This window comes from Methylobrevis pamukkalensis, from assembly GCF_001720135.1.
Lineage (GTDB): Bacteria > Pseudomonadota > Alphaproteobacteria > Rhizobiales > Pleomorphomonadaceae > Methylobrevis > Methylobrevis pamukkalensis.
The window spans coordinates 1-23,816 of sequence record NZ_MCRJ01000045.1 but is presented as its reverse complement, the minus strand read 5'-3'; the positions used below and the strand labels follow the sequence as shown (position 1 = coordinate 23,816).

The 23,816-nt window shown below is 67.7% G+C and carries 20 protein-coding genes, 1 tRNA gene and 4 pseudogenes; 11 read left to right on the top strand and 14 right to left on the bottom strand.

What is annotated here, in order from left to right; genetic code table 11:
* Positions 1–104 precede the first annotated feature (104 nt).
* The 3 genes and pseudogenes from sucD to A6302_RS09305 all read right to left on the bottom strand — a co-directional run.
* Positions 105–989, bottom strand: coding sequence for a succinate--CoA ligase subunit alpha (gene sucD / locus A6302_RS09315; RefSeq protein WP_069306814.1), 885 nt, complete (start codon positions 987–989; stop codon positions 105–107).
* 3 nt (positions 990–992) lie between these two features.
* The gene (locus A6302_RS09310) at positions 993–2,171 is read right to left on the bottom strand and encodes a malate--CoA ligase subunit beta (RefSeq protein ID WP_069306813.1); all 1,179 of its coding nucleotides are present in this window, start codon (positions 2,169–2,171) and stop codon (positions 993–995) included.
* A 173-nt stretch (positions 2,172–2,344) separates the two neighbouring features.
* Positions 2,345–3,274: pseudogene (locus A6302_RS09305) on the bottom strand (HpcH/HpaI aldolase/citrate lyase family protein); the annotation flags it as partial.
* A 240-nt stretch (positions 3,275–3,514) separates the two neighbouring features.
* Between A6302_RS09305 and A6302_RS09300 the strand changes: the two are divergent.
* Positions 3,515–4,510, top strand: a complete 996-nt coding sequence (locus A6302_RS09300) for a LysR substrate-binding domain-containing protein (RefSeq protein ID WP_069306812.1) — start codon at positions 3,515–3,517, stop codon at positions 4,508–4,510.
* Between the two features lie 337 nt (positions 4,511–4,847).
* Here the strand turns inward: A6302_RS09300 and A6302_RS09295 are convergent, their stop codons facing one another.
* Together A6302_RS09295 and A6302_RS09290 are read right to left on the bottom strand one after the other, a co-directional pair.
* Positions 4,848–5,648, bottom strand: coding sequence for a DUF72 domain-containing protein (locus A6302_RS09295; RefSeq protein ID WP_069306811.1), 801 nt, complete (start codon positions 5,646–5,648; stop codon positions 4,848–4,850).
* 29 nt (positions 5,649–5,677) lie between these two features.
* A complete protein-coding gene (locus tag A6302_RS09290) occupies positions 5,678–6,028 on the bottom strand; it encodes an ArsC family reductase (RefSeq protein ID WP_069306810.1) in 351 nt (116 codons plus the stop codon).
* A gap of 294 nt (positions 6,029–6,322) precedes the next feature.
* On the opposite strand from A6302_RS09290, the gene A6302_RS09285 reads away from it, so the two are divergent.
* The 4 genes from A6302_RS09285 (at position 6,323) to phnN (ending at position 10,137) form a co-directional block, all read left to right on the top strand.
* Positions 6,323–6,925: a PilZ domain-containing protein gene (locus A6302_RS09285; protein WP_069306809.1), complete on the top strand. Its 603-nt coding sequence runs from the start codon at positions 6,323–6,325 to the stop codon at positions 6,923–6,925.
* A 736-nt stretch (positions 6,926–7,661) separates the two neighbouring features.
* Positions 7,662–8,276, top strand: coding sequence for a transglutaminase-like cysteine peptidase (locus tag A6302_RS09280; RefSeq protein ID WP_069306808.1), 615 nt, complete (start codon positions 7,662–7,664; stop codon positions 8,274–8,276).
* A 119-nt stretch (positions 8,277–8,395) separates the two neighbouring features.
* Positions 8,396–9,538 (top strand): alpha-D-ribose 1-methylphosphonate 5-triphosphate diphosphatase, encoded by a 1,143-nt coding sequence (locus A6302_RS09275; RefSeq protein WP_069306807.1) that lies wholly within the window; start codon positions 8,396–8,398, stop codon positions 9,536–9,538.
* A gap of 41 nt (positions 9,539–9,579) precedes the next feature.
* Complete coding sequence (gene phnN / locus A6302_RS09270) at positions 9,580–10,137, top strand: phosphonate metabolism protein/1,5-bisphosphokinase (PRPP-forming) PhnN (RefSeq protein WP_141703598.1); 558 nt, start codon at positions 9,580–9,582, stop codon at positions 10,135–10,137.
* Between the two features lie 35 nt (positions 10,138–10,172).
* Here the strand turns inward: phnN and A6302_RS09265 are convergent, their stop codons facing one another.
* Positions 10,173–10,616 (bottom strand): hypothetical protein, encoded by a 444-nt coding sequence (locus tag A6302_RS09265; protein WP_069306805.1) that lies wholly within the window; start codon positions 10,614–10,616, stop codon positions 10,173–10,175.
* Between the two features lie 94 nt (positions 10,617–10,710).
* Between A6302_RS09265 and A6302_RS09260 the strand changes: the two genes are divergently transcribed.
* Positions 10,711–11,358, top strand: a complete 648-nt coding sequence (locus A6302_RS09260) for a DUF2865 domain-containing protein (protein WP_069306804.1) — start codon at positions 10,711–10,713, stop codon at positions 11,356–11,358.
* Here A6302_RS09260 and gltX read toward each other — a convergent pair.
* Positions 11,277–12,649 (bottom strand): annotated as a pseudogene (gltX, locus tag A6302_RS09255) (glutamate--tRNA ligase). The gene A6302_RS09260 and the pseudogene gltX sit on opposite strands and share 82 nt — an antisense overlap.
* Positions 12,650–12,739: 90 nt before the next feature.
* Positions 12,740–14,422, bottom strand: a complete 1,683-nt coding sequence (locus A6302_RS09250; protein WP_425349144.1) for an NAD+ synthase — start codon at positions 14,420–14,422, stop codon at positions 12,740–12,742.
* Positions 14,423–14,746: 324 nt separating this feature from the next.
* On the opposite strand from A6302_RS09250, the gene A6302_RS09245 reads away from it, so the two are divergent.
* On the top strand, positions 14,747–15,730 hold the full coding sequence (locus A6302_RS09245; RefSeq protein ID WP_069306802.1) for a TerC family protein: 984 nt from the start codon (positions 14,747–14,749) through the stop codon (positions 15,728–15,730).
* 92 nt (positions 15,731–15,822) lie between these two features.
* On the opposite strand, the gene A6302_RS09240 is transcribed toward A6302_RS09245, so the two are convergent.
* Entirely contained in the window at positions 15,823–17,211 is a 1,389-nt protein-coding gene (locus A6302_RS09240) for a class II 3-deoxy-7-phosphoheptulonate synthase (RefSeq protein WP_069306801.1), read from the bottom strand.
* Between the two features lie 206 nt (positions 17,212–17,417).
* Here A6302_RS09240 and A6302_RS09235 point away from each other — a divergent pair.
* Positions 17,418–17,920, top strand: a pseudogene (locus A6302_RS09235) (pyridoxamine 5'-phosphate oxidase family protein).
* Here A6302_RS09235 and A6302_RS09230 read toward each other — a convergent pair.
* From A6302_RS09230 to rpiA, 5 genes and pseudogenes are all read right to left on the bottom strand, one after another.
* Positions 17,913–18,497 (bottom strand): hypothetical protein, encoded by a 585-nt coding sequence (locus A6302_RS09230; protein WP_069306800.1) that lies wholly within the window; start codon positions 18,495–18,497, stop codon positions 17,913–17,915. The pseudogene A6302_RS09235 and the gene A6302_RS09230 sit on opposite strands and share 8 nt — an antisense overlap.
* Before the next feature lie 22 nt (positions 18,498–18,519).
* On the bottom strand, positions 18,520–18,954 hold the full coding sequence (locus A6302_RS09225; protein ID WP_069306799.1) for a DUF1489 family protein: 435 nt from the start codon (positions 18,952–18,954) through the stop codon (positions 18,520–18,522).
* An 89-nt stretch (positions 18,955–19,043) separates the two neighbouring features.
* Positions 19,044–20,414 carry a glutathione-disulfide reductase gene (gor, locus tag A6302_RS09220; protein ID WP_069306821.1) on the bottom strand — a complete coding sequence of 457 codons (1,371 nt, stop codon included), beginning with the start codon at positions 20,412–20,414 and terminating at the stop codon, positions 19,044–19,046.
* Between the two features lie 64 nt (positions 20,415–20,478).
* A complete protein-coding gene (locus tag A6302_RS09215) occupies positions 20,479–20,997 on the bottom strand; it encodes a DUF2059 domain-containing protein (RefSeq protein ID WP_069306798.1) in 519 nt (172 codons plus the stop codon).
* 157 nt (positions 20,998–21,154) lie between these two features.
* A pseudogene (rpiA, locus tag A6302_RS09210) lies at positions 21,155–21,867 on the bottom strand (ribose-5-phosphate isomerase RpiA).
* 210 nt (positions 21,868–22,077) lie between these two features.
* On the opposite strand from rpiA, the gene A6302_RS09205 reads away from it, so the two are divergent.
* The 3 genes from A6302_RS09205 (at position 22,078) to A6302_RS09195 (ending at position 23,681) form a co-directional block, all read left to right on the top strand.
* Positions 22,078–22,782 (top strand): HAD family hydrolase, encoded by a 705-nt coding sequence (locus tag A6302_RS09205; RefSeq protein ID WP_069306796.1) that lies wholly within the window; start codon positions 22,078–22,080, stop codon positions 22,780–22,782.
* Between the two features lie 47 nt (positions 22,783–22,829).
* Positions 22,830–23,528 carry an HAD-IA family hydrolase gene (locus A6302_RS09200; protein WP_069306795.1) on the top strand — a complete coding sequence of 233 codons (699 nt, stop codon included), beginning with the start codon at positions 22,830–22,832 and terminating at the stop codon, positions 23,526–23,528.
* Positions 23,529–23,605: 77 nt separating this feature from the next.
* Positions 23,606–23,681, top strand: a tRNA-Val gene (locus tag A6302_RS09195).
* Positions 23,682–23,816: the final 135 nt, after the last annotated feature.

Sequence of the window (23,816 nt, the reverse complement as noted above, 5' to 3'; positions counted from 1 at the left end):
CGGCGGGCCGAAACGGCGGAAATCCCCTCTCCGTGAGGAGAAGGGATTCCCGCCGGGCGGCACCGTGCCCCGCCGCTCGCGGCGAATGGCCGCGTATCTTGCGATCAGGCCGCCAGCATCTTCTTCACGGTCGGCCCGAATTCGGCCGGCGTCGGGACGATGTGGATGCCGCAGCCGCGCAGGATCTCGACCTTCTCGGCCGCGCTTTCGCCGACCGACGAGACGATCGCGCCGGCGTGGCCCATCTTGCGCCCCTTCGGCGCGGACAGACCGGCGATGTAGGCGCAGACCGGCTTGGTCATGTATTTGGCGATGTATTCACCGGCCTCGGCCTCCTGCGGCCCGCCGATCTCGCCGATCATGATCACGGCGTCGGTGTCCGGATCGGCGTTGAACAGTTCCATCACGTCCTTGAAGGACGAGCCGTTGATCGGGTCGCCGCCGATGCCGACCGAGGTCGACACGCCGATGCCGATGTCCTTCAGCTGCGAGGCCGCCTCGTAGCCGAGCGTGCCGGAGCGGCCGACGATGCCGATGCGGCCCTGCTTGTAGATGTGGCCCGGCATGATGCCGACCAGCGATTCACCAGGGGTGATCACGCCGGCGCAGTTCGGCCCGAAGAGGCGCATGCGCTCCTCCTTCTTGTAGCGGCGCATGTAGCGCTTCACGCGCATCATGTCCTGGGCCGGGATGCCGTCGGTGATGCAGACGGCGACCTTGATGCCCGCGTCCGCCGCTTCCATGATCGAATCGGCCGCATAGGGCGGCGGCACGAACACGATCGAGATCTCGGCCTTCGTCTTCTCGACGGCCTCCTTCATCGTGTCGAAGACCGGGACGCCATGGGCGGTGGTGCCGCCCTTGCCCGGGGTCACGCCGCCGACCACGGGCGTGCCGTAGCCGATCATGTCCTGGGCGTGGAAGCCGCCGATCTTGCCGGTGATGCCCTGCACGAGGACGGGGGTGTTCTTGTTGATGAGGACGGACATCGTTCAGGCTCCCGGCTTGAAGTTCTTGGCGGCGGCGACCGACTTCTCGGCCGCTTCGGCGAGCGTGGCGGCGGTGATCACCGGCAGGCCGCTCTCGTCGATGATCCGGCGGCCTTCCTCGACGTTGGTGCCGGCGAGACGCACGACCAGCGGACGGTCGAGACCGGCCATCTCCACGGCCTTCACCACGCCCTGGGCGACCCAGTCGCAGCGGTTGATGCCGGCGAAGATGTTGACCAGCACCGCCTTGACGTTCTGGTCCTGGGTGACGAGGCGGAAGGCCTTCGCCACGCGCTCCGGCGTCGCGCCGCCGCCGATGTCGAGGAAGTTGGCAGGCGCTCCGCCGGCCAGCAGGATCATGTCCATGGTGGCCATGGCGAGGCCCGCGCCGTTGACGATGCAGCCGACGTCGCCGTCGAGACCGACGTAGGAGAGGCCACGGTCGGCCGCCTGGGTCTCGCGCGGGTCTTCCTGGCTCTTGTCGCGCAGCTCGGCGATGTGCGGATGGCGGAACAGCGCGTTGTCGTCGAAGCTCATCTTGGCGTCGAGCGCGATCAGCCGGCCCTCGCCGGTCAGCACCAGCGGGTTGATCTCCAGCATGGTCGCGTCATTGTCGCGGAAGGCGCGGTAGCAGCCGAGGATGGTGGTCACCGCCTCGGACAGCACTTCCGGGCCGAGGCCGAGCGCGAAGGCCAGTTCGCGGGCCTGGAAGGCCTGCATGCCGACGGCCGGCTCGACCGAGATGCGGATCAGGCTCTCGGGGCGCTGCTCGGCGATCTCCTCGATGTCCATGCCGCCTTCGGCCGACGCGGCGACGACCACGCGCTCGGTCTTCCGGTCCAGCACGAAGCCGAGGTAGAGCTCGCGCTCGATCTTGCAGCCGGCTTCCACATAGAGGCGGAAGATGCCCTTGCCGGCGGGGCCGGTCTGGTTGGTGACGAGGCGCCGGCCGAGCATGCCCTCGGCGGCAGCTTCCACCTCATGCTCGCTCTTGCAGACCTTGACGCCGCCGGCCTTGCCGCGGCCGCCGGTGTGGACCTGGGCCTTCACGACCCAGACGCTGCCGCCGATCTCGCGGGCCCGGTAGGCGGCCTGCTCGGGGCTGTAGGCAAGGCCGCCGCGCGGGATCGGCACGCCGAATTTGGCAAGGATTTCCTTGGCCTGGTATTCGTGAATGTCCATGGTTTCCTCCTTTGAGGGATTCTGGTGCGGACGCGGGCAAGCCGCGACCGTTCCCTCCGGCGCACGCACCGGAGGGGTCTCACCGGCAGGGCCGGCTCGGTCTGTGTGGTGTCCTCGGCGGAGGGAGCGGGAATACTGCCCCCACCCCTCTCCGGATCATCGTCAGGCGCCTTGGCGGCGATGGCGTCGGCAACCGTCACCACGTTCTGCGCCATGCGCTCGGACGCGGCGTCGATCATGCGGCCGTCGAGCGAGGCCGCGCCCTTGCCCTGGGCGGCGGCTTCGGCGAGCGCCTTGATGATGCGGCGGGCGCGATCGACTTCGGCCGGCGGCGGCGAGAACACGTCGTTGGCGAGCGCGATCTGGCTCGGGTGGATCGCCCACTTGCCCTCGCAGCCGAGCACGGCGGCGCGCTTGGCGGCGTGGACGTAGTCTTCCGGCGAGTTGAAGTCGCCGAACGGGCCATCGATGGCCCGCAGGCCGTAGGCGCGGCAGGCGGTGACCATGCGGTCGATCGCGGCGTGCCACTGGTCGCCCGGATAGTCGGGGTTGAGGCCGCCGATCACGACGGTGCGCGAGCGGCGCGAGGCGGCAAAGTCGGCGACGCCGAAGTGCAGCGCTTCCAGATTGCGGGCGGCGGCGATTGCCTCGACGTTGGCCATGCCGAGCGCGGTCTCGATCAGCGCCTCGAGGCCGATCTCGTTGGCGATGCCCTTGCCTTCACGGATCTGGGCAACCATCGCCTCGACCATGTAGACGTCGGCCGGCACGCCGACCTTGGGGATCAGGATCGTGTCGAGGAATTCGCCGGCCTGCTCCACCACGTCGACGACGTCGCGGTACATCCAGTGGGTGTCGAGGCCGTTGATGCGGACCGACATGGTCTTGCCCTTCTCGCGCCAGGGCAGTTCCTTCAGGGCCTTGATGATGTTCTCGCGGGCCTGGACCTTGTCGTTCGGGGCGACGGCATCCTCGAGGTCGAGGAAGATGAAGTCGACGTCCGAATTCAGCGCCTTCTCGAACATGGCCGGATTGGTGCCGGGCACCGCGAGTTCGGAGCGCTGGACGCGCGTCTTGATCGGTTTGAACTGCGTGAAGCTCATCGCTGTGTTTCCCTTGCTGGCGAGCGGACGCTCGTCTCGAACGGAGCGTCGGTCGGCTCGCATTCCCCGGCGGCGACAGTCTGCCGGCCCGCTTGGCCCTTCGGTCGCCGTGTCCCTCGACTGTCAACAGGGATAAATCTGCGACAGGCCTCTCGACAAGGGATCACGCGGTCGCAATGCTGCGACCGTGTGATCCACTCAAAAACAACAGAAAAATCCGGTCAGCCATAAGGATACGTCATGACTTCGCTGCGCCGCACACTGCCTCCGGTGAACAGTCTCGTGATCTTCGAGGCGGCGGCGCGACACCTCAACTTCACCCATGCCGCGAACGAGATGGGCATGACCCAGGCCGCCGTCAGCCGGCAGATCCAGACGCTGGAGGCGGATCTCGGCGTGCCGCTGTTCGTGCGCCAGGCGCGCGGCATCCAGCTCACCAAGCAGGGCGACCGGCTGCGCCATGCGGTGACGATGGGGCTCGAATACATCGCCAACACCAGCGCCGACATCCGCCGCCGCCAGCGGCGCCCGCGGGAGTTGACGGTGGCGACCTCGGTGAGCTTCGCGTCCTACTGGCTGGTGGCGCGTCTGGCCAAGTTCCGCGTCCAGCATCCCCAGATCGATCTCCGGCTGCTGGCGTCCGGGCAGGTTTCCGACCTGATGCATTCCGGCGTGGACGTCGCGATCCGCTACGGCTTCGGCCACTGGCTCGGCATGGCGGCGGAACGGATGTTCGGCAACGAAGTCTGGCCGGTCTGCTCGCCCGGCTACCTTGCGGCACACCCCCGGCCGAAGGCGCCGGCCGACCTGCTCGGCCACGCGCTGCTGCACCTCGGCTCCTTCGACCGCAACTGGGTGACATGGGAGAGCTTCTTCCAGTCGATGGGCCTCGCCGATCCGCCGCCGAACAAGGGCATCTCCTTCGACAACTATCTGGTGCTGCTGCAGGCCGCCCTGCGCGGCGAAGGCATAGCGCTCTGCGGCCAGCGCCTTGCGGAGGATTTCATCGCCCGCGGCGACCTGGTGCGCCCGATCAATGTCGCGCTCACCTCCGAGAAGGCATTCTATCTGTCTATCCGACGGAAACCGACCTCAGCGAACCGGCGCAGATGTTCTGCCGCTGGATCCGCGAGGAGGTGGCCAGCGAAGGCCGCCTGCCCGATCTGGCCGCCCATGGCGACGGCTGATTGTTCACCGAAACACGCAAAATCATTTCGCATTGCGGCAGAAAGATAATCTGAATCGACGAAATCGCTGGCGGCAGGACGGCAACAGGGGCGGTCCAAGGCGGGCCTTGGCGATGCGTCTTTCGGCGAAAGACGATTCGCTGCGCCGTGAGAATCCCTGCTGTCCGCCTGAACCCAATCTGGCGCCCCCCGGCACCCGGCCTCGTTCTTCGAGACAGCCCTTCGGGCTTCCTCAGGATGAGGCCTTCGAAAAATTTCGGTTTATTTCACGAAGATTATCTCTTTCCCTCATCCTGAGGAAGGCGCAACGCGCCTGTCTCGAAGGACGAGGGAAAGCCCGCGTGGCAAATGTCCTTGCTGATCAGACGGGACAGACGCCACTCCCCTCACCGGACTCGCTTCATCAGCGCCATCGCCGCCGCCGGATTTCGCACCTTGGCGCCGCTGATGACATGGAGAAACACGTCGCGCGGCTCCGCCGTCGCGGGCTCGCCGATGAGCGGCAGGCCTTCGGCGGCCGCCCCGCTTGCCCATTGCCGGGCGCGTCTTGCCCAGAGGTCGAGGTCCGCCGCCGCATAGCCGTCCGGCTCGTCCTCGCGTGTGCCCATGATCCGGGCGTAGACGAAGGGCGCCGTCACGTCGGCGATCAGCGGAAACTCACCGTCCGCGCCGGCGATGATCGCCACCTCGTGGCTGCGGCACAGTTCGACGAACGCCGGCGTCCGGAAGCTGTCGTGCCGCACCTCCACGGCATGGCGGAGCATCCGCCCGCCCCGCTCCTTCAGCAGCAGCGCCAGAAACGCGGCAAAATCGTCCGGATCGAATGTCTTCGTGGCCATGAACTGCCAGTTGATCGGCCCCAGCTTGTCCTTGAGTTCCAGAATGCCGCTGGCCAGGAACCGTTCGATCGACTCGCCCGCCTCGGCCAGAACGCGCCGATTCGTGGTGAACCGCGGCCCCTTGAGCGCAAAGACGAAGCCGTCCGGCGTCTCGTCATGCCACTTCACGAAGCTCGCCGGCTTCTGCGAGCCGTAATAGGTGCCGTTGATCTCGATCGATGTCAGGCGCTCGGCGGCATAGGAAAGCTCGCGCTTCTGCGCGAGGCCGTCCGGATAGAAGTTGCCGCGCCAGGGCTCGAAGACCCAGCCGCCGACCCCGATCCGGATCTGTCCACCCTTCGCCGTCATCGCCGTCTCCTTCGTGTGTCAAAAGGCGTTCAGCCCCGCGCGAACAGGCCGTCGTAGATCTCCGGCTTGAAGCCGACCTCGATCTTCCCGCCGTGTTCGAGCACCGGCCGCTTGATCAGCGACGGCTGGGCCAGCATCAGCGCAAACGCCTTGTCCCGGTCGATCCCGCTCTTGTCCGCCTCCGGGAGCTTGCGAAAGGTCGTGCCGGCGCGGTTGAGAAGCCGCTCCCAGCCGACGGCCGCGTCCCAGCGCTCCAGATGAGCCCGGTCGATGCCCGCGACCTTGTAGTCGTGGAAGTCATGGGCAACGCCCTGCCCGTCGAGCCAGGTCCGCGCCTTCTTCATCGTGTCGCAATTGCGGATGCCATAGATCGTCGTCATGCCTTGCGGATCTCCTTTCGTGATTGCGTCATTCCGGACGCCGGACCTCACGCGCATCAGACCGCGGATCGCGGACGAAACGCTCTCGACCAGATGATCCGGCGAGCGCGCACCTGTCCACCCGCAATCGGTTTCTGCGGGCGTTGCTGGAAATGCAGCGTATCGCGCATTCGAACGGCCGGAATTACCGGTTCTTAACCAAGGTCGCCTACCGTCAGGGCATGTAACCGGATTTCTGATATAAGTCCGGTTGTCCAACGAGGGTGGCGTCGGGGCATGCACGCAGCTCAGCCAATGCGGTCGATTGCCGAACGCCGGGTCCTGAAACCCGAGCGTCGCCGTTTCCAGCGCGTCAACGTCAGCGTCCTCGGCCGCTTCATGCTGCCGAACCGCAACGAGTATCCCTGCCAGGTGCTCAACATGTCGCCGGGCGGCGTGGCGCTGATGTCCCCCGTCACCGGCCGCACCGGCGAGCGCGTGATCGCCTATCTCGACCACATCGGCCGCATCGAAGGCGAGATCGCCCGCCACATCGAGGGCGGTTTCGCGATGACGATCAACGCGACGGCCCGCAAGCGCGAGAAGCTTGCCAACCAGCTCACCTGGCTTGCCAACCGCCACGAGCTCAATCTGCCCGAGGATCGTCGCCACGAGCGCATCCTCCCCAAGAATCCCTACAGCCAGATCACCCTGCCCGACGGCCAGGAATACCGTTGCCGCATCATCGACGTGTCGCTGTCCGGCGCGGCGGTGACAGTCGACGTGCGCCCGCCGCTCGGATCGGCGGTGACCCTCGGCCGCATGCGCGCCCGCATCATCCGCCACTTCGATGACGGCCTCGCACTGGAGTTTTCCTCCGTGCAGTCGGCGGAAATGATCACCAACAACATCTGCTGATCGGCCCTCGTCCCCGACAGGGCGGTCAGGCCCGTACGGCCTGCGCCGTCCGGCGTTCGCGTCGCGCTGCGTTCGCGGCTCGCAGCAGGGCCCGGCTTCGCCGGCCACGCGCGCCACACTCCGCCGGACAGGTGTGAAGGGCGACGAGTTCCGCCCCGACCTTCCGACGACCCGGCTTTTCCGTCGCCCGCATCGGCCCGCGGATCGGGAAACACCCGCACAGCGCGCCATCCGCAGCTGCCATATCCCCGCCCGGGATCATTTTTCAGAAAAATTGCCGGGAAAAATGCGATCACGGCTTCGTGATCGGCGGACCCTGCGCCGCTCGCGGAGGGCCATGGCCGACGTTTGCGGCCGCACCGCCGGCCGCGAACCGTGACCCTGAAGCCCTGCCCGGCCCGTCATCGCGGCAACGAACGCGACATCTCTCCTTACAAAACCTCACCAGCCCCGTCCACGCCCCGTCTCCGGCGCGTCGTCCGTGGCCAAAGCCATGACCGGCGGCGCCGCGATGCGACACCGGCGACACGACATGGAAACTGTTGTAAACAAGAGATTAATGTATTAATTTTCTATTGCTGCCGTCGCTTTGGCTGGCAACAATAATTAATCCTAACACGGCGTTGAACTTTCCTTGCGATTTCCTTTCCAATACGCCTAGACTTTACTTCGACGATTTCACTTCAATTCAAATTGGCGGTGTCACCTTTCCAACATGGACAGGGAGACACAAGAGATGAAGCGTTCGATCCCGAGCATCGTATCCGTTCTACTTGTTGCGGCCGCAGCTTTCATGCAGCAGAGCGGCAGTGCCAGCGCCAAGGACGGAATGGAAATCCTCGGACCGACGTCTCCCCCGGTGGGCTACGTCAACTTCTGCCAGGACAATCCCGGTGAATGCGGCCGCTTCGACCGCGCCAATCTGGTGGTCAAACTGACCCACCGGACGATGGCGACGCTCGTTTCCGTCAACACGCAGGTCAACATCGAGGTCGCGCCGGCCACCGACATGGAGGTCTTCGGCGTCGTCGAGCGCTGGTCCTTTCCGAACGGCCGCGGCGACTGCGAGGACTACGTGCTGCTGAAGCGCAAGCGGCTGATGGCGGCCGGCTGGCCGGAAAGCTCGCTGCTGATCACCGTCGTCCGCGACGAGGTCGGTGACGGCCACGCGGTGCTGACCGTGCGCACCGATCGCGGCGACCTGATCCTCGACAACAAGACCGACGACATCCATCCCTGGTCGGAGACCGACTACCACTACGTCAAGCGCCAGTCGACGGCGCAGGCCACCGCCTGGGACATGATCAGCGACAACCGCTCGCTCGCCGTCGGCAGTATCAACCAGCGCTGACCGGTCGGGGCTCTCACGTCACGACAAACACGCCGGACGCCTCCCCCACGCACTTTTCGTCTTTTTTCCGCCGCCGCTTCGGGGCACACCATGGGTCCCTCCACCAGCGCACGGACGCCATGGCTCCCGAGACCGTCTTCACCAACGCCCGCATCGTCCTTGCCGACGAGATCGTCTCCGGCAGCCTGAAGATCCGGGACGGGCGGATCGCCGACATCTCGCCGGGTACGGTGGCCCACGGTGAGGATTTCGGCGGCGACTATCTGATCCCCGGCCTCGTCGAACTCCACACCGACCATCTCGAGACGCACTATTCCCCGCGCCCCGGCGTCTACTGGAACATGATGGCCGCGATCCAGGCCCATGACGCCCAGATCATCGCCTCGGGAATCACCACCGTCTTCGACTGCCTGCGCATGGGCTCGGGCGAGGATGGCGGCTACGATCTCGGCGTGATGCGGTCGATGGCCGACGCGCTGGCCCGGGCCGGCCGCGAGCAGCGCCTGCGCGCCGAGCACCTGATCCACCTGCGCTGCGAAGTGTCCTCCGCCGACGTGATGGACCATTTCGGCGTGTTCGAGGCGGACCCGCAGGTGCGTCTCGCTTCGCTGATGGATCATGCGCCGGGGCAGCGCCAGTTCCAGACGATGGAACAGTACACCTACTACTACAAGACCAAGCGCGGCCTCGACGACGCAGCCTTTGCCGCCTTCATCGACCGCCGGCTGGAGGCCTCCGCGCGCTATTCGGCTCAACATCGCAGCGAGATCGCGGCGATCTGCCGGCAGCGCGGCATCACGCTCGCCTCCCACGACGACGCGACGCTCGCCCATGTCGACGAGGCCATCGGCTTCGGCGTGCATCTGGCCGAGTTTCCGACCAGTCTCGAGGCCGCCCGCGCCAGCCACGAGGCCGGCATGAGCGTGCTGATGGGCGCGCCCAACATCGTCCGCGGCCGCTCGCACTCCGGCAACATTGCCGCGCGGGATCTTGCCGAACGCGGGCATCTCGACGTGATCTCCTCCGACTACGTGCCCTTCAGCATGATTCACGCGCCGTTCCTGCTGGCCGACGACATCGACGGGATCGACCTGCCCTCGGCCATCGTCATGGTCACGGCCGCGCCGGCCCGCACCGTCGGGCTCGACGATCGCGGCCGGATCGAGCTGGGCCTGCGCGCCGATCTCGTGCGGGTTCAACGCCAGCCCGGCGACGTCCCGGTCGTGCGCGGCGTCTGGCGCGAGGGGCGGAGGGTGTCGTGAGGCCGGACGACGGTGCGCCCTCGGGACCGAAGCCCGGAACCATGATCGTCGTTGTCGGTCCGAGCGGCGCCGGCAAGGACACGCTGATCGACGCGGCCGCGATCCGCTTCCGGGACTGCGCCGACATCGGCTTCGTGCGCCGGGTGATCACCCGCGCGCCAGATGCCGGCGGCGAGGCGCACGACTGCATGACGGAGCCTGAGTTTTCCCGCTGCGCCACGGCCGGTCGATTCGCCGTCTGGTGGTCGGCCCACGGGCTGAGCTACGGCATCCCCGCCGCCACCCGCGCCGAGATCGGCCGTGGTCGCACCCTGGTCGCCAACGGCAGCCGGTCGGCGCTGGGGCAGTTTCGCCGCGCCTATCCGCGCGTGGCGGTCGTGCTGGTCACCGCAACGCCCGAGGAACTGGCCCGGCGCCTCGCCGGGCGCGGGCGGGAGACCGAGGCCGACATCCGCGCGCGCCTGACCCGCAGCATTCCTGCCGAAAGCCTCGGTTCGGACGTCCACGTCGTCGACAACAGCGGTGCGCTCGAACCGGCCTGCGTTCGCTTTGCGGAAATTCTTCGGGAAATCTCCGGCATTCGCGGCATCCCCGGCTGATCCGGCGGACGCTGCCCCGAGATTGCCGCCGTCGTTCACCATGGTTGACGAAAGATGAACGCCGGCCGCCGAGTCCGGTTGATTTCATCGCCCTGTCGTGACGGATTGGGCCCGACACACCGCCGGAACACCGCATGAACCACGTCCGCCGCCTTGCCGCCTTGATTCTCGTTGCCTTCGCCGTTGCCGCCGTTCCGGCCGCCGCGGATGCAGCCAGCCTGTGCGCGAAGCTGGAACGGTCGCTGCGCAATCTCGATCGCGGCGCCTCCGCGGGCAATCCGCGCAAATATGCCCGTTTCGACGAGCTGGTCCGTCGCCAGCAGACCGCGCTCGACGGTGCCGAGCGGCAGGTGCGCCGGGGCAACTGCGAGGGCGGCATGTTCGGCCGCGGCGCCGATCCGCGCTGCGAGGTGCTGATGCCGACCGTCGACAAGATGCGCCGCAACCTCGCCTCGCTGGTCCGCCAGCGTGATCGCCATGCGCCCAGCGGCGGCTCGGCCCTGCGCGAGCAGGTGTCGGCCGAATACCGCCGCGCCGGCTGCGACCGCGACCCCGCCGAGCAGGTGACGGCCTATGCCGATCCGGACCGCGCCGCCGGCCGAACTGCGCACGCCGCTCACCGAACTGCGACCGGCGCAGGACGGCCGCGCCGCCCGCCTCAAGCCGCTGCTGGACCAACGCCGCTCGACCGCGCGCATCGCCGGCTTTTCCGGCGGCTCCTACCGCACCCTCTGCGTCCGCAGCTGCGACGGCTATTACTTCCCGTTGAGCTTTGCGACCCGCGCCTCCGGCTTTGCCCGCGACGAGGCCGCCTGCCGCGCCAATGGCGACGACTTCAGCCTCTACGTCCACCACAATCCCGGCGAGGACAGCGGCGCGGCGGTGTCGCTGGCCAGTGGCCAGCGCTACCGCGACCTGCCCCGCGCCTTTGCCTATCGCAAGCGCTTCGACCCGACCTGCGAACCGGTCGGATCGGCCCAGCAGATCGCCAGGGTCGATGCGGCCGCACAGGCCGTGGCGGCGCTGTCGGAGGGCGGGAATGAACCTGCGTCGGGTTTCAGCCCTGCCGACACCGAGCGTGTCGGCGCTGACCGACGTCACCGCCTCGATCGGCCGCCGCAGGGACGGGGAACCGGATGTCAGCCTGCCGCCGGCGCCAGACGGGCGAGAACTTCCGCCCGGCCCATGAGCGGCAGCAGGCCCGCGAGTTCGGGGCCGTGAACACGGCCCGTGAGCGCGAGGCGCAGCGGCAGGAACAGGGCCTTGCCCTTGCGCCCGCTGTCTTTCGCCAGCGCTTGCGTCCACGTCCGCCAGGTGCCGCCGTCGAACGGATCGTCCGGGAGCAGTTCGGCCGCACGGGCAAGAAACGCCTCGTCGTCGACGGCCGCGATCCGCTCGGCCGGGCCGGTGACGACACCCCACCAGTCGGCAAGATCGGAAAAACGTTCGAGATTGCCCGACAGCGCCGCCCAGATCTCCGGCCGCGGCGGTACGCCGATCGCCGCCATCCGCGGCCCTGCCGTTTCGAACGGCATGTCGCGGACGACCCGGGCGTGAGCGCCCTGAGATCGGCCTCGTCGAATTTTGCGGCCGACCGGGAGGTCGCGGCGAGGTCGAAGCTGGTCGCCAGATCGTCGATGTCGCGCACCGGTTCGGCGGGCTCCGACGTGCCGAGCCGGACGGCGAGCGCGGCCACCGCCTGCGGTTCGATTCCCTCGGCCCGCAGGCTGCGGATCGACAGCGCGCCCTTGCGCTTGGACAGCCCCTCGCCGAGCGCGTCGGTGAGCAGGTTGTGGTGGCCGAAGCCCGGCACGGTGCCGCCCAAGGCGCGGAAGATCGCGATCTGCACGCCGGTGTTGGTCACATGGTCCTCGCCGCGGATCACGTGGGTCACGCCCATGTCGATGTCGTCGACGATCGAGGGCAGCGTGTAGAGGAAGCTGCCGTCCTCGCGCACCAGCACCGGATCGGACAGCGACGCCAGATCCACCACCATCGGCCCCTTGCAGAGGTCGGTCCAGCGCACGTGGCGGGCGTCGTCCGGATCGCGGCTGGTGGCGTCGCCCGGCAGCTTGAACCGCCAGTGCGGCCGCCGGCCCTCGGCCTCCAGCCTTGCCTTGTCGTCGTCGCTCAGCGCCAGCGCGGCGCGGTCATAGACCGGCGGCAGGTTGCGCAGCCGCTGGCGGCGGCGCTTCAGATCAAGCTCGTCGGCCGATTCGTAGCAGGGATAGAGCAGCCCCTCTGCCACCAGCGTCGCCTTGGCGGCCTCGTAGCGGTCGAGCCGCTCGGACTGGCGGATCACGTCGTCGGGGCGGATGCCGAGCCAGGTCAGATCCTCGGCGATCGCCTCGGCAAACTCGGGCCGCGAACGCTCGCGGTCGGTGTCGTCGTAGCGCAGCACGAACCGGCCGCCCTTCGCGCGCGAGAACAGCCAGTTGAACAGCGCGGTCCGGGCATTTCCGATGTGGATGTGGCCGGTCGGAGAGGGAGCGAAACGGACGGTGACGGTCATGTCTTCGATCTAGCCCGGTGACGACGCGGCGGCAATGGGACGAGGCGCGGCAGACGACGGGATCGGCGCCATCTCCTCCGCCGCTCCCCCTTACCCGTGATCCCGGAACCGGTTGGTGATCGGATAGCGGCGGTCGCGGCCGAAGTTCTTCTCGGTGATCTTGGTGCCGGGCGCCGCCTGACGGCGCTTGTGCTCGGCGGCATAGAGCATGTTCTCGATCTGCCGCACGATCTCCGCGTCGTGGCCGCGGCGGATGATCTCGGTCACCGACATCTCCTCCTCCACAAGGCCCTCGAGGATCGCGTCCAGCACCTCGTAGGGCGGCAGGCTGTCCGCGTCGGTCTGGTCGGCCCGCAGTTCCGCGCTCGGCGCCTTGTCGATCACCCGCTGCGGCACCACCTCGCCCGCCGGACCCAGCACCTGCGACGGACGCTCGGCGTTGCGCCAGCGCGCCAGGCGCCGCACCTCGGTCTTGTAGAGGTCCTTGATCGGGTTGAAGCCGCCGTTCATGTCGCCGTAGAGCGTGGCGTAGCCGACCGAGACCTCCGACTTGTTGCCCGTGGTCAGCAGCATCGCGCCGAACTTGTTGGACATCGCCATCAGCAGCGTGCCGCGGGCGCGTGACTGGAGATTTTCCTCGGTGACGCCCGGTTCGGTGCCGGCGAAAAGATCGCCGAGCGCCGCGGCAAAGCCGTCCACGACGCCGTCGATCGGCACGACATCGTAGCGCACGCCGAGCAGCGCGGCGCAGGCAGCCGCATCCTCGAGGCTTTCCGCGGAGGTGAAGCGCGACGGCATCATCACGCAGTGAACCCGGTCCGCCCCCAGCGCATCGACCGCCATCACCGCGCAGAGTGCGCTGTCGAGCCCGCCGGACAGGCCGAGCACGACGCCGGGAAATCCGTTCTTCTGCACATAGTCGCGCAGGCCGGTGACGCAGGCCAGCCAGTTGGCCTCGTCGGCCGGCGGCGGCGGCGTGAACGCGCCGCCCTTGCCGGACCAGACCCCGTCCTCGCCACGCCGATAGGTCACCGTGGTGACGGCTTCTTCGAAGGCGGGCATCAGGAAGGCGAGCGAGCGGTCGGCATCGAGGCCGAAGCTCGCGCCGTCGAACACCAGCTCGTCCTGTCCGCCCACCTGGTTGACGTAGATGAGCGGCAGTTCGCTCTCGATCACCCGGGCAACCGCGATCTGCAGGCGGACGTCGTGCTTGTCGCGGATGTAGGGCGAGCCGTTCGGCACGATCAGGATCTCGGCCCCCGTCTCCAGCAGGCACTCGACCACTTCCTCGCCCCAGATGTCCTCGCAGATCGGCACGCCGATGCGCACGCCCCGGAACGAGACCGGACCCGGCAGCGGCCCGACGTCGAACACCCGCTTCTCGTCGAAGACGCCGTAGTTCGGCAGGTCGACCTTGTGGCGCACGGCCTCGATCCGCCCGCCGTCAAGCAGCGCGACCGTGTTGGTCAGCTTGTCGTCCTCGAACCACGGCGTGCCGATCAGCACGCCGGGGCCGCCGTCGGCGGTGTCCGCGGCCAGCGCCTCGATTGCCCGGCGACAGGCGGCCTGGAAGGCCGGCCGCAGCGCGAGATCCTCCGGCGAATAGCCCGAGATGAACAGTTCGGTGAGCACGAGCAGGTCGGCACCCTCGGCGGCGGCCGTCGCCCGTGCCTTGCGGGCAAGCGCCAGGTTGCCGTCGATGTCGCCGAGCGTCGGATTGAGCTGGCCGAGGGCGATGCGGAGTTCGGTGCGGGGAGCGGGCATGGATCCGATGGTGTGGTGTGACGACTCGGCAAGGCGGGATGATGCCCGGCAGTCTGCCCGCGCGCCGCCCATGGTGCAACGCCGGATTGGCCGGAGCCGTCGCCGCGACGCTTCTGCAATCTCCCTGCGAAAAAATCGGCATCAGTCCGTCGGATGGATCTTGAAGGCCGCGAGGGCGCTCCCATTTCAGCGTTACGGACCGGGCCCCTCTGGCACATGACGTTGCGATGTCGGACCGTATCGGGTGAACCCCGATGCCATGGCCCGGCTGTCTGACGTGCGTCTCGCGCGCCGGTCTTCGCATCGCGGTTCACCTCCACCCGGAGGAGAACCATGGAATTCCTGTCAGACCTGTTCCTCGGCCAGCCCCTGTGGATGTGGGCCGTCTTCCTGTCGCTCGTCGCCGGCCTTCTGGCCCTCGATCTCGGTGTGCTCAATCGCGGATCCAAGGAGATCGGCGTGCGGCAGAGCCTGCTGCTGTCCGCCTTCTACATCACCCTCGGCCTTGCCTTCGGCGGCTTCGTCTGGTGGCAGCTCGGCGAGCAGTCGGGCATCGAATACATCACAGGCTTCGTGGTCGAGAAAAGCCTGGCGATGGACAACATCTTCGTCATCGCGATGATCTTCGGCTTCCTCGCCATTCCCCGCGCCTATCAGCACCGCGTCCTGTTCTGGGGCATTCTCGGCGTGATCGTGCTGCGCGCCCTGATGATCGGCATCGGCGCGACCCTCGTCGCCGAATATTCGTGGGTGCTCTACATCTTCGCGGCCTTCCTGATCCTGACCGGCGTCAAGATGCTGTTCGCGGGCCATGAGGAGACCGATCTTTCCAAGAACCCGCTGCTGCGCTTCATGAAGCGGCGCTTCAACGTGACCGAGCAGCTCCACGGCGAGAAGTTCTTCGTGAAGGCGCCGGATGCGAACGGCCGCATGGTGCGGATGATGACGCCGCTGTTCCTCGCCCTGGTGCTCATCGAAGTCGCGGACGTGATCTTCGCGGTCGACTCGGTGCCGGCGATCTTCGCGCTCACCACCGACCCCTACATCGTCTACACCTCGAACATCTTCGCGATCCTCGGCCTGCGCGCCCTCTACTTCGCGCTCTCGGCCGTGCTGCACCGCTTCGCCTACCTGAAGCAGGCGCTGGCGATCCTGCTGGTGTTCATCGGCTCGAAGATCTTCGTTGCCGATCTGCTCGGCTGGCAGAAGTTCCCGGCCGAATGGTCGCTCGGCATCACCTTCGCCATCCTCGCCGCCGGCATCGGCTACTCGCTGTGGCGGACCGGCGACAAGAAGGTCGTGGAGGCGTCGAGCTGACCCTCGGCAGCTGAAGACGGCGGACATGAAAAAGCGGCGCGGAGGTCACCCTCCGCGCCGCAATTCGTTTCAGCCTCTGTCGCCCCCGCAGATCAGCCGTTGACGGCCATCGCCAGGCGCTGGCTGTTGGCGTCGTCGCGCTCCTTCTTCAGGTTCTCGGCGACGAGGAAGGCGAGTTCGATCGCCTGGTCGGCGTTGAGGCGCGGGTCGCAGTGCGTGTGGTAGCGGTCGTGCAGATCCTCGGCGGTGATCGCCTTGGCGCCGCCGGTGCACTCGGTCACGTTCTTGCCGGTCATCTCGATGTGGATGCCGCCGGCGATCGTGCCTTCCGCGCGGTGGACCTCGAAGAAGGCCTCCACCTCGCCGAGGATGCGGTCGAACGGACGGGTCTTGTAGCCGGCCATCGTCGTGGTGTTGCCATGCATCGGGTCACAGGACCACACGACGCTGCGGCCCTCGCGCTTGACCGCTCGCACCAGTGCCGGCAGGTGGTCGAATACCTTGCCCGCGCCGAAGCGGCCGATCAGCGTCAGCCGGCCCGGCTCGTTGGCCGGGTTCAGCTGGTCGATCAGGCGCAAGAGGCCGTCCGGCGTGGTCGTCGGGCCGCACTTGAGGCCGATCGGGTTCTTGATGCCGCGGCAGTATTCCACGTGGCCATGGTCAGGCTGGCGGGTGCGGTCACCGATCCAGATCATGTGGCCCGAGGTCGTGTACCAGTCGCCGCTGGTGGAATCGATGCGCGTCATCGCCTGCTCGTAGCCGAGCAGCAGCGCCTCGTGGCTGGTGTAGATGTCGGTCGAGCGCAGCTCCGGATGCTTCTGCGGATCGATGCCGCAGGCGCGCATGAAGTTCAGCGACTCCGAGATCCGGTCGGCGATCTCCTGGTAGCGATGCGCCTGCGGGCTGTCGGACACGAAGCCGAGCATCCACTTGTGGACGTTGTCGAGATTGGCGTAGCCGCCCTGCGCGAAGGCGCGCAAGAGGTTCAGCGTCGCCGCCGACTGGCGGTAGGCCATCTCCATCCGGTTCGGATCGGGAATGCGCGCCTCGGGCGTGAACTCGATGCCGTTGATGATGTCGCCGCGGTAGGACGGCAGCTCGACATCGCCCACGCGCTCCATGTTGGAGGAGCGGGGCTTGGCGAACTGGCCGGCAATGCGACCGACCTTCACCACGGGCTTGGCCGCGGCATAGGTCAGCACCACCGCCATCTGCAGGAAGACGCGGAAGAAGTCGCGGATGTTGTCCGCGCCATGCTCGGCGAAGCTCTCGGCGCAGTCGCCGCCCTGGAGAAGGAAGGCGCGGCCCTCGGCCACGTCGGCCAGATGCGCCTTCAGCGCGCGCGCCTCGCCGGCAAACACCAGCGGCGGATAGGAGGCGAGCCGGGCCTCCACGGCCGCGAGTTCCGCGGCGTCGGGATACTGGGGAACCTGTTCGATCGGGAGGGATCTCCAGGTATCGGGCTTCCAGGCGGTGGTCATGGCTCGGCTTCTCTTCTGGTCCGGCAGCCCGCTCGCCGCGCCGCCGGGGGGATCTTGTATCGAAGTGCCCGCCTTATACACGCAAGGTTCCCGCTTTGCCACGTGCGAAACCGTCGCCCGGGCGACGCTGCGGGGCCGACCTGCGGCCGGAACATAGGTGGACGGCATCCGTTGTTGGAGGACGATCAACAGCAAGGAGACCGGAGATGGTCAGTCTTACCGAAGCCCGCGAGAATCCCGCCCATCAGCTCTGGAAGCAGATCGAGGAGGTCTCGGCCGGCATGCTCGGGATCGAAGGATCGGGCATGCACATGCAGCCGATGGCGCCGATCCCCGAGCCCGAAACCGGTACGATCTGGTTCTACACCCGCAAGGACACCGACCTTGCCCGTCACGTCGCGCCGGCGCCCACGCCCATTTCTGCGTGATCGGCGAGGATCACGACTACCACGCCTGCCTCTCCGGCCGGCTGGAGTTGCGCCATGACCCGGCGCAGATCGACAAGCACTGGAACAACGTCATTGCGGCCTGGTTCGAAGGCGGCAAGGACGATCCCAACCTGACGATGCTGGCGCTCAAGCTGGACGATGCCGCCATCTGGGCCTCGACCGGCAATCCGCTCCGTTTCGGCTGGGAGATCGCCAAGTCCAACTACGACGAGGAAAAGACCCCCGACGTCGGCATCCGGACCAGCGTCCGCTTCAGCTGAGCCGCCGCGCCGCGATGGCCGCATCGACCATTGCCTCCAGGGCGGGGTCGCGAGCCACGGCGCGGGGATAGGTCGGCGTCGCCCGATCGTCCAGCATCGGCACGTCCCAGCCGATGGTGGACGTGAAGAAGCCGGCCAGCCCCTCCTCTCCGAACACTGCCCGATAGCCGCCCGCGACCGCATCCACATAGGACAGCGGGATCGGGTGGCTGTCTGCGGGCGGACCGGTCCACGGTGCCTTGGACACATAGACGTGAAGATCGAGCCCGGACGGAATCGGACCGCCCACGGTCACCTTGTCGGCGGCAACCGGCAGGCGGTCGTATCCCCGCTCCCGGGCATCGACCAGCGGCAGGTTCTCCAGCCGGTCGACCACGATCACGGCATCGATCTCCGCCACGGCATCCGGCACCGCCGTCAGCACGGTCTGCGTATGGCCGGACGTGCGCAGGATGCGGTGGCGCCAGCCGCGCCGCCAGCCCCTGAGGCGGCAGGGAACGAGATCGACGAAATCGGTGCGCAGCGTGGCCCGGTTCACCAGCGAGCCATAGCCGATGTAGCCGACGAGACCGGTCATCGCGCCCTGCCCTCCGATCCGCTCAGATCAGCCCGAGTTCGAGCAGCTCCTGCCGCATCTCGGCGGGAATGCCCTCGGCGCCTTCGGCCGTGCGCAGGTCGCGCGGGGCGTCCTTCTCCTGAAGATAGCGCCAGCCCTGGAAGGGCCGCCGCGGCTGCGGCGCGGTGCGCACCAGCACCGGGTCCAGCACGATGTCGCAGCGGTCGATGCCGTCGGCGCCCTTGACCGGCCGAAGGTCGGCAATGCGCTGGCGCACCTGCACCACGCCCTTGATCACCCAGTAGAGCGAGCCGCCGTCCAGCACCTCGTCGGTGCGCCGGGGAAACATCCGTGTCGTGTGGATCTGTTCGATCGGCCGACCGGATGCCCGGCGGTCGGCCATGCGGTCGTCGATCCAGGACTGCAGGTCCTCGACCGAATCCGCGCCGACGCAGAGCTTGATGATGTGCAGGGCCATGGACAGGACATCGCCGCCAAAGGGGCGCGGCGTCAACCACCGCCGCCCGAAGTCCACAGGTTCGCGTCCCGCCCATGCCGTCGCCGGCGTCAGTCGCGGCGAAGCTGCTCGGAAGGCGTGCGCATGGTGACGAGTTCCTCGGTCGCGGTCGGATGCACCGCCATCGTCCGGTCGAAGTCGGCCTTGGTGCCGCCCATGCCGATGACGATGCCGACAAGCTGGGCGAATTCGCCGCTGTCCGGTCCGAGGAGATGGACGCCCAGAACCTTGTCGGTCTCGGCATCGACGAGGATCTTCATCAGAACCCGCTCGTCGCGGCCCGACAGCGTGTTGCGCATCGGCCGGAACTTCGCCCGGTAGACATCGACGTGCGGATACTGCTCGCAGGCATCCTCCTGCGTCAGTCCCACGGTGCCGAGCTCCGGGGTGGAGAACACGGCGGTCGGGATCAGCGCATGGTCAACGACCACGTCCTTGCCGCCGAACTCGGTGTCGGCGAAGGCATGACCCTCGCGGATCGCCACCGGCGTCAGGCTGACCCGGTCCGTCACGTCGCCGACCGCGAACACGCCCGGCACGCAGGTGCGCGAATGCTCGTCGACGACGATCGCGCCGTTGGGCATCGTCGCAACGCCGAGGGCCTCGAGGCCAAGACCGGCGACATTCGGCACCCGCCCCGTCGCCGCCATCACCAGGTCGGTCTCGATCACGTCGCCGGCGGTGGTGGTCAGCCGGAGCCCGTCCGGGGTCTTCTCGACCGAGGCGACATCGGTGCAGGTGCGGATGTCCACGCCGCGCGCGATCATGTCCGCCTGCAGCGTCGCGGCTATCTCCCGGTCGAAGCCGCGCAGGATCTGGTCGCCGCGGTAAAGCTGCACGGTCGTCGCGCCGAGGCCGTTGAAGATGCCCGCGAACTCGACGGCGATGTAGCCGCCGCCGATCACCACCACCCGATTCGGCAGGTCGGCAAGATCGAACACCTCGTTGGAGGTGACCACATGCTCGCGGCCGGGAAAATCGGGCACGAACGGCCGACCGCCGGTGGCGATCAGGATCTTGCCGGCGGTGACGCGGCGCCCGTCCGACAGCCGGATCGTGTTCGGCCCGTCGATCTCGGCCCGGGCGCGGAAGATCTCGACCTTCGCCCGCTCGAGGTTGGTCGCATAGGCCTGCTCGAGGCGGTCGATCTCCCGGTCCTTGGCGGCAATCAGCTTCGCCCAGTCGAAGGACGCCGGCGCCACGTCCCAGCCGAAGCCGCCGGCATCGACGAACTCGTCGGGAAAGCGCGAGGCGTAGACCAGCAGCTTCTTCGGCACGCAGCCGCGGATCACGCAGGTGCCGCCGACCCGGTAGTCCTCGGCGAGTGCAACCCGCGCCCCGTAGCCGGAGGCAATCCGAGCCGCGCGCACGCCGCCCGAGCCGCCGCCGATCACGAACAGGTCATAGTCGAAATCCGTCATGCCCGTGCCCTGCCCCATGTCGATCGTCGCGGTCAGCCTTTAGCCCGAAGGTCGACCCGGCGGCTCAGAAGTTGTGGCCGCGCTTGCGCAGTTCCTCGCGCGAGCGCGTCACGATCTCAGTGGAGAGCCCGTCGCGCCAGATGCCGGCGGCGCGGACGCTGTCCTGGATGATGGCCGGCATGATCTGGCCGAACTTCTGGCCCGTGGGCGAGGTGTAGAAGGCCGTGATGTCCTTCAGCTCCTGCTCGCTGAGGCGAGCCGCCCAGAGCTCTTCCAGTTCCTTCTGCAGCGCCGGACGGCGCGCTGCGAGTTCGAGCGCGACCTCGCTGACGACGATGTCGATGTCCTGCACCGCACCGGGGTTGGAGCGCTGGAACAGGGCCTTCGCCTGATCGGCGACCACCGGCAGGATCCGGTCGAACTGTTCGGAGGCATGGGCCGCCTCGATTGCCTCGCGGGCCGCTTCCAGATGCGACTCGGAGAATTCCTGCGCCGCCAGGGGAAGAGTGGCGCTCGCCAGGCCGAGGGCCGCCGCCATGGCCAGAAGGCCGAGACGGCCGCGGATGGTGTTCACAAAGGTCATCAGGTCCTCCGGAGCCATCGGCCCGGCGCCCGCACCCCGGGACGCCGCAGCCGATCTCGCGAACGTGACCGGGCATCGCGTGCACGGCCCCCCGTTGCGAGGATTGGGAAGCATGTCGGACAGCCTTGTCCGGCATGGTGAATTCGCGTCGGACTGCTCAGGCGTCCACGGCCGACGGGGCGTCGATCCGCTCGACACCCTCCCGCCCGGCCAGGATCACGCAGGAAGCCAGTCCGACAAACAAGCCGTGTTCCACGACGCCGGGAATGGCGGCGAGCGCGGGTGCCAGCGCTTCTGGGGCGGAAATCTGGCGAAATGATGCATCGACGATCCAGTTGCCCTGATCGGTCACGAAACGCGATCCATCCTTGGCCTGCCGGAACACGAGCGAACCGGTGAGACCCAGATCCCGGGCGGTTCCGGTGATCGCCCGCAGCGTCGCGCCGCTGCCGAAGGTCACCACCTCGATCGGCAGCGGAAAGGCGCCGAGCGCCGCCACCCGCTTGCTTTCGTCGGCAACCACGATCATCCGCGCCGAATCCGCCGCCACGATCTTCTCGCGCAGCAGCGCGCCGCCGCCGCCCTTGACGAGGTTGAGCGCCGGATCGAATTCGTCGGCGCCGTCGACGGTGAGGTCGAGGCCGTCGACCTCCTCCAGCGTCGTCAGTTTCACGCCGAGTTCGCGGGCGAGCGCGGCCGTCGCCTCCGAGGTCGGCACGCCGACGACGTCGAGGCCGGCCTCCACCTTCTCGGCAAGCAGGCGCACGAACCAGGAGGCCGTGGACCCGGTGCCAAGACCGAGCCGCATTCCGCTCTCGACGAACCCGAGGGCCATGGCGGCGCCTCGCGCTTCAGGGCATCGGCAGACATGGGGACGGCGGTTCTCCGGATCGGGCTGGGGCGGGCGCCAGCGCGCCCGGTGTCGGTCGGCTGATTAGCATGGCGGCACGACGCGGCAAAGCGGGACGACATTCGCGTCGAGACTTTCCGCGGGCCGCCGCGGTGCGCTAAGCATCGGGGATGACGCCCTGCGCGCCGTCCGGTCCCTGCCGGACATGCCGCCCCTCACGTGAGCCCGCCATGCCGCAGCCCGCCCTCACCACCATCGGCTTCGATGCCGACGACACGCTCTGGCAGAACGAGCATTTCTTCAAGATGACGGAGGCGCGCTTTGCCGACCTGCTGGCCGAGCATGCCGAGGCGGAGACCATCGCCTCCCGCCTGCTCGACACCGAGCGCCGCAACATCCAGTTCTACGGCTACGGCATCAAGGGCTTCGTCCTGTCGATGATCGAGACCGCGATCGAGATCACCGAGGGCCGGGTGCCGGCCGCCACCATCGCCGAGATCATGAGCTACGGCCGGGCGATGTCCGAGCATCCGGTCGAGACCCTGCCGCATGTCCACGAGACGCTCGCCGAGATCTCCGCCGCCTTCCGCATCGTGCTCGTCACCAAGGGCGACCTGTTCGACCAGGAGCGCAAGCTGGCCCAGTCCGGACTCGGCGACTATTTCGACGCGGTGGAGATCGTCTCCGACAAGACGCCGGACGTCTACCGCCGGATCTTCGAGCGCCACGGCGACGGGCCCGCGCGGTCGATGATGGTCGGCAATTCGCTGAAATCCGACGTGATTCCGGCGATCGAAGCCGGTGGCCACGGCGTCCATGTGCCCCACCAGCTCAGCTGGGGCCTCGAACACGCCGAGGCACCGACGGACGAGGCGCGCTTCCACGTCCTCGCCCATCTCGGTGAACTGCAGGACCTCGTGCGGCGTATAGGTTGAGACCCACGCGAACTTGCGGCGGCACCGCCGTCCGGCTATCGAGAGACATGACCCAGCCGCTCGTCATCTTCGACCTCGACGGAACCCTCCTCGACACCGCCTCCGATCTGATCGGCGCCGTCAACCGCGTCATGGCCGAGGAAGGCCTGCCGCCGATCGACCCGGTGACCTATCGCGCCACCGTCGGCAAGGGCGGCCGGGCGATGGTCAGCGCCGCGCTGGGCGCCGCCGGCGTTGAGGCGGAAGTCCGCCTGCTCGACCGTCTGACCGAGCGTTTCATCGACCAGTATATCCGCCACGTCGCCGAGCACACCCGCCCCTTCCCCGGTGCCATGGACGCCCTCGACCGGCTGACGGCCGCCGACGTGCGCCTCGCCGTCTGCACCAACAAGCGCGAGGTGCTGGCGATCGAACTGTTCGAGAAGCTGGAGATCCTGGAACGCTTCGTGGTGATCTGCGGCGGCGACACCTTTCCGGTGCGCAAGCCCGACCCGCAGCACATCCTCGGCACCATCGAGGCGGCCGGCGGCGATCCGGCGACGACCATCATGGTCGGCGATTCGGCGGCCGACATCGACGCCGCCCGCGCGGCCGGCGTGAAGGTGGTGGCCGTGACCTTCGGCTACACCGACATCCACGTCAGCGAACTCGGCGCCGACGTCGTGATCGACCATTTTGACGACCTGCTGCCGGCGCTCGCCGCTCTTTCCCCCGCGCTCGCCGACAAACTCGACGCGAAAGCGTGAACCGCCCTCTCCGGCCGCTTGACTTGGCGCCCGGCCCTCCCTTATATCGCCCCACGATCGGCCTGCGGGCCTCGATCGGGCGCGTAGCTCAGCGGGAGAGCACTCCCTTCACACGGGAGGGGTCACAGGTTCAATCCCCTGTCGCGCCCACCATTTTCTCGATGAAATCATATTCAACAAACTTGGTCCGCGGTTGTGCCAACCGATCCGATGTTGTCACGTCAAAGCACTTAGGCTTTTTCCAAAAAAGCAAAAGGCCCCGGAGCGGAAGCCCCGGGGAGATCTGAA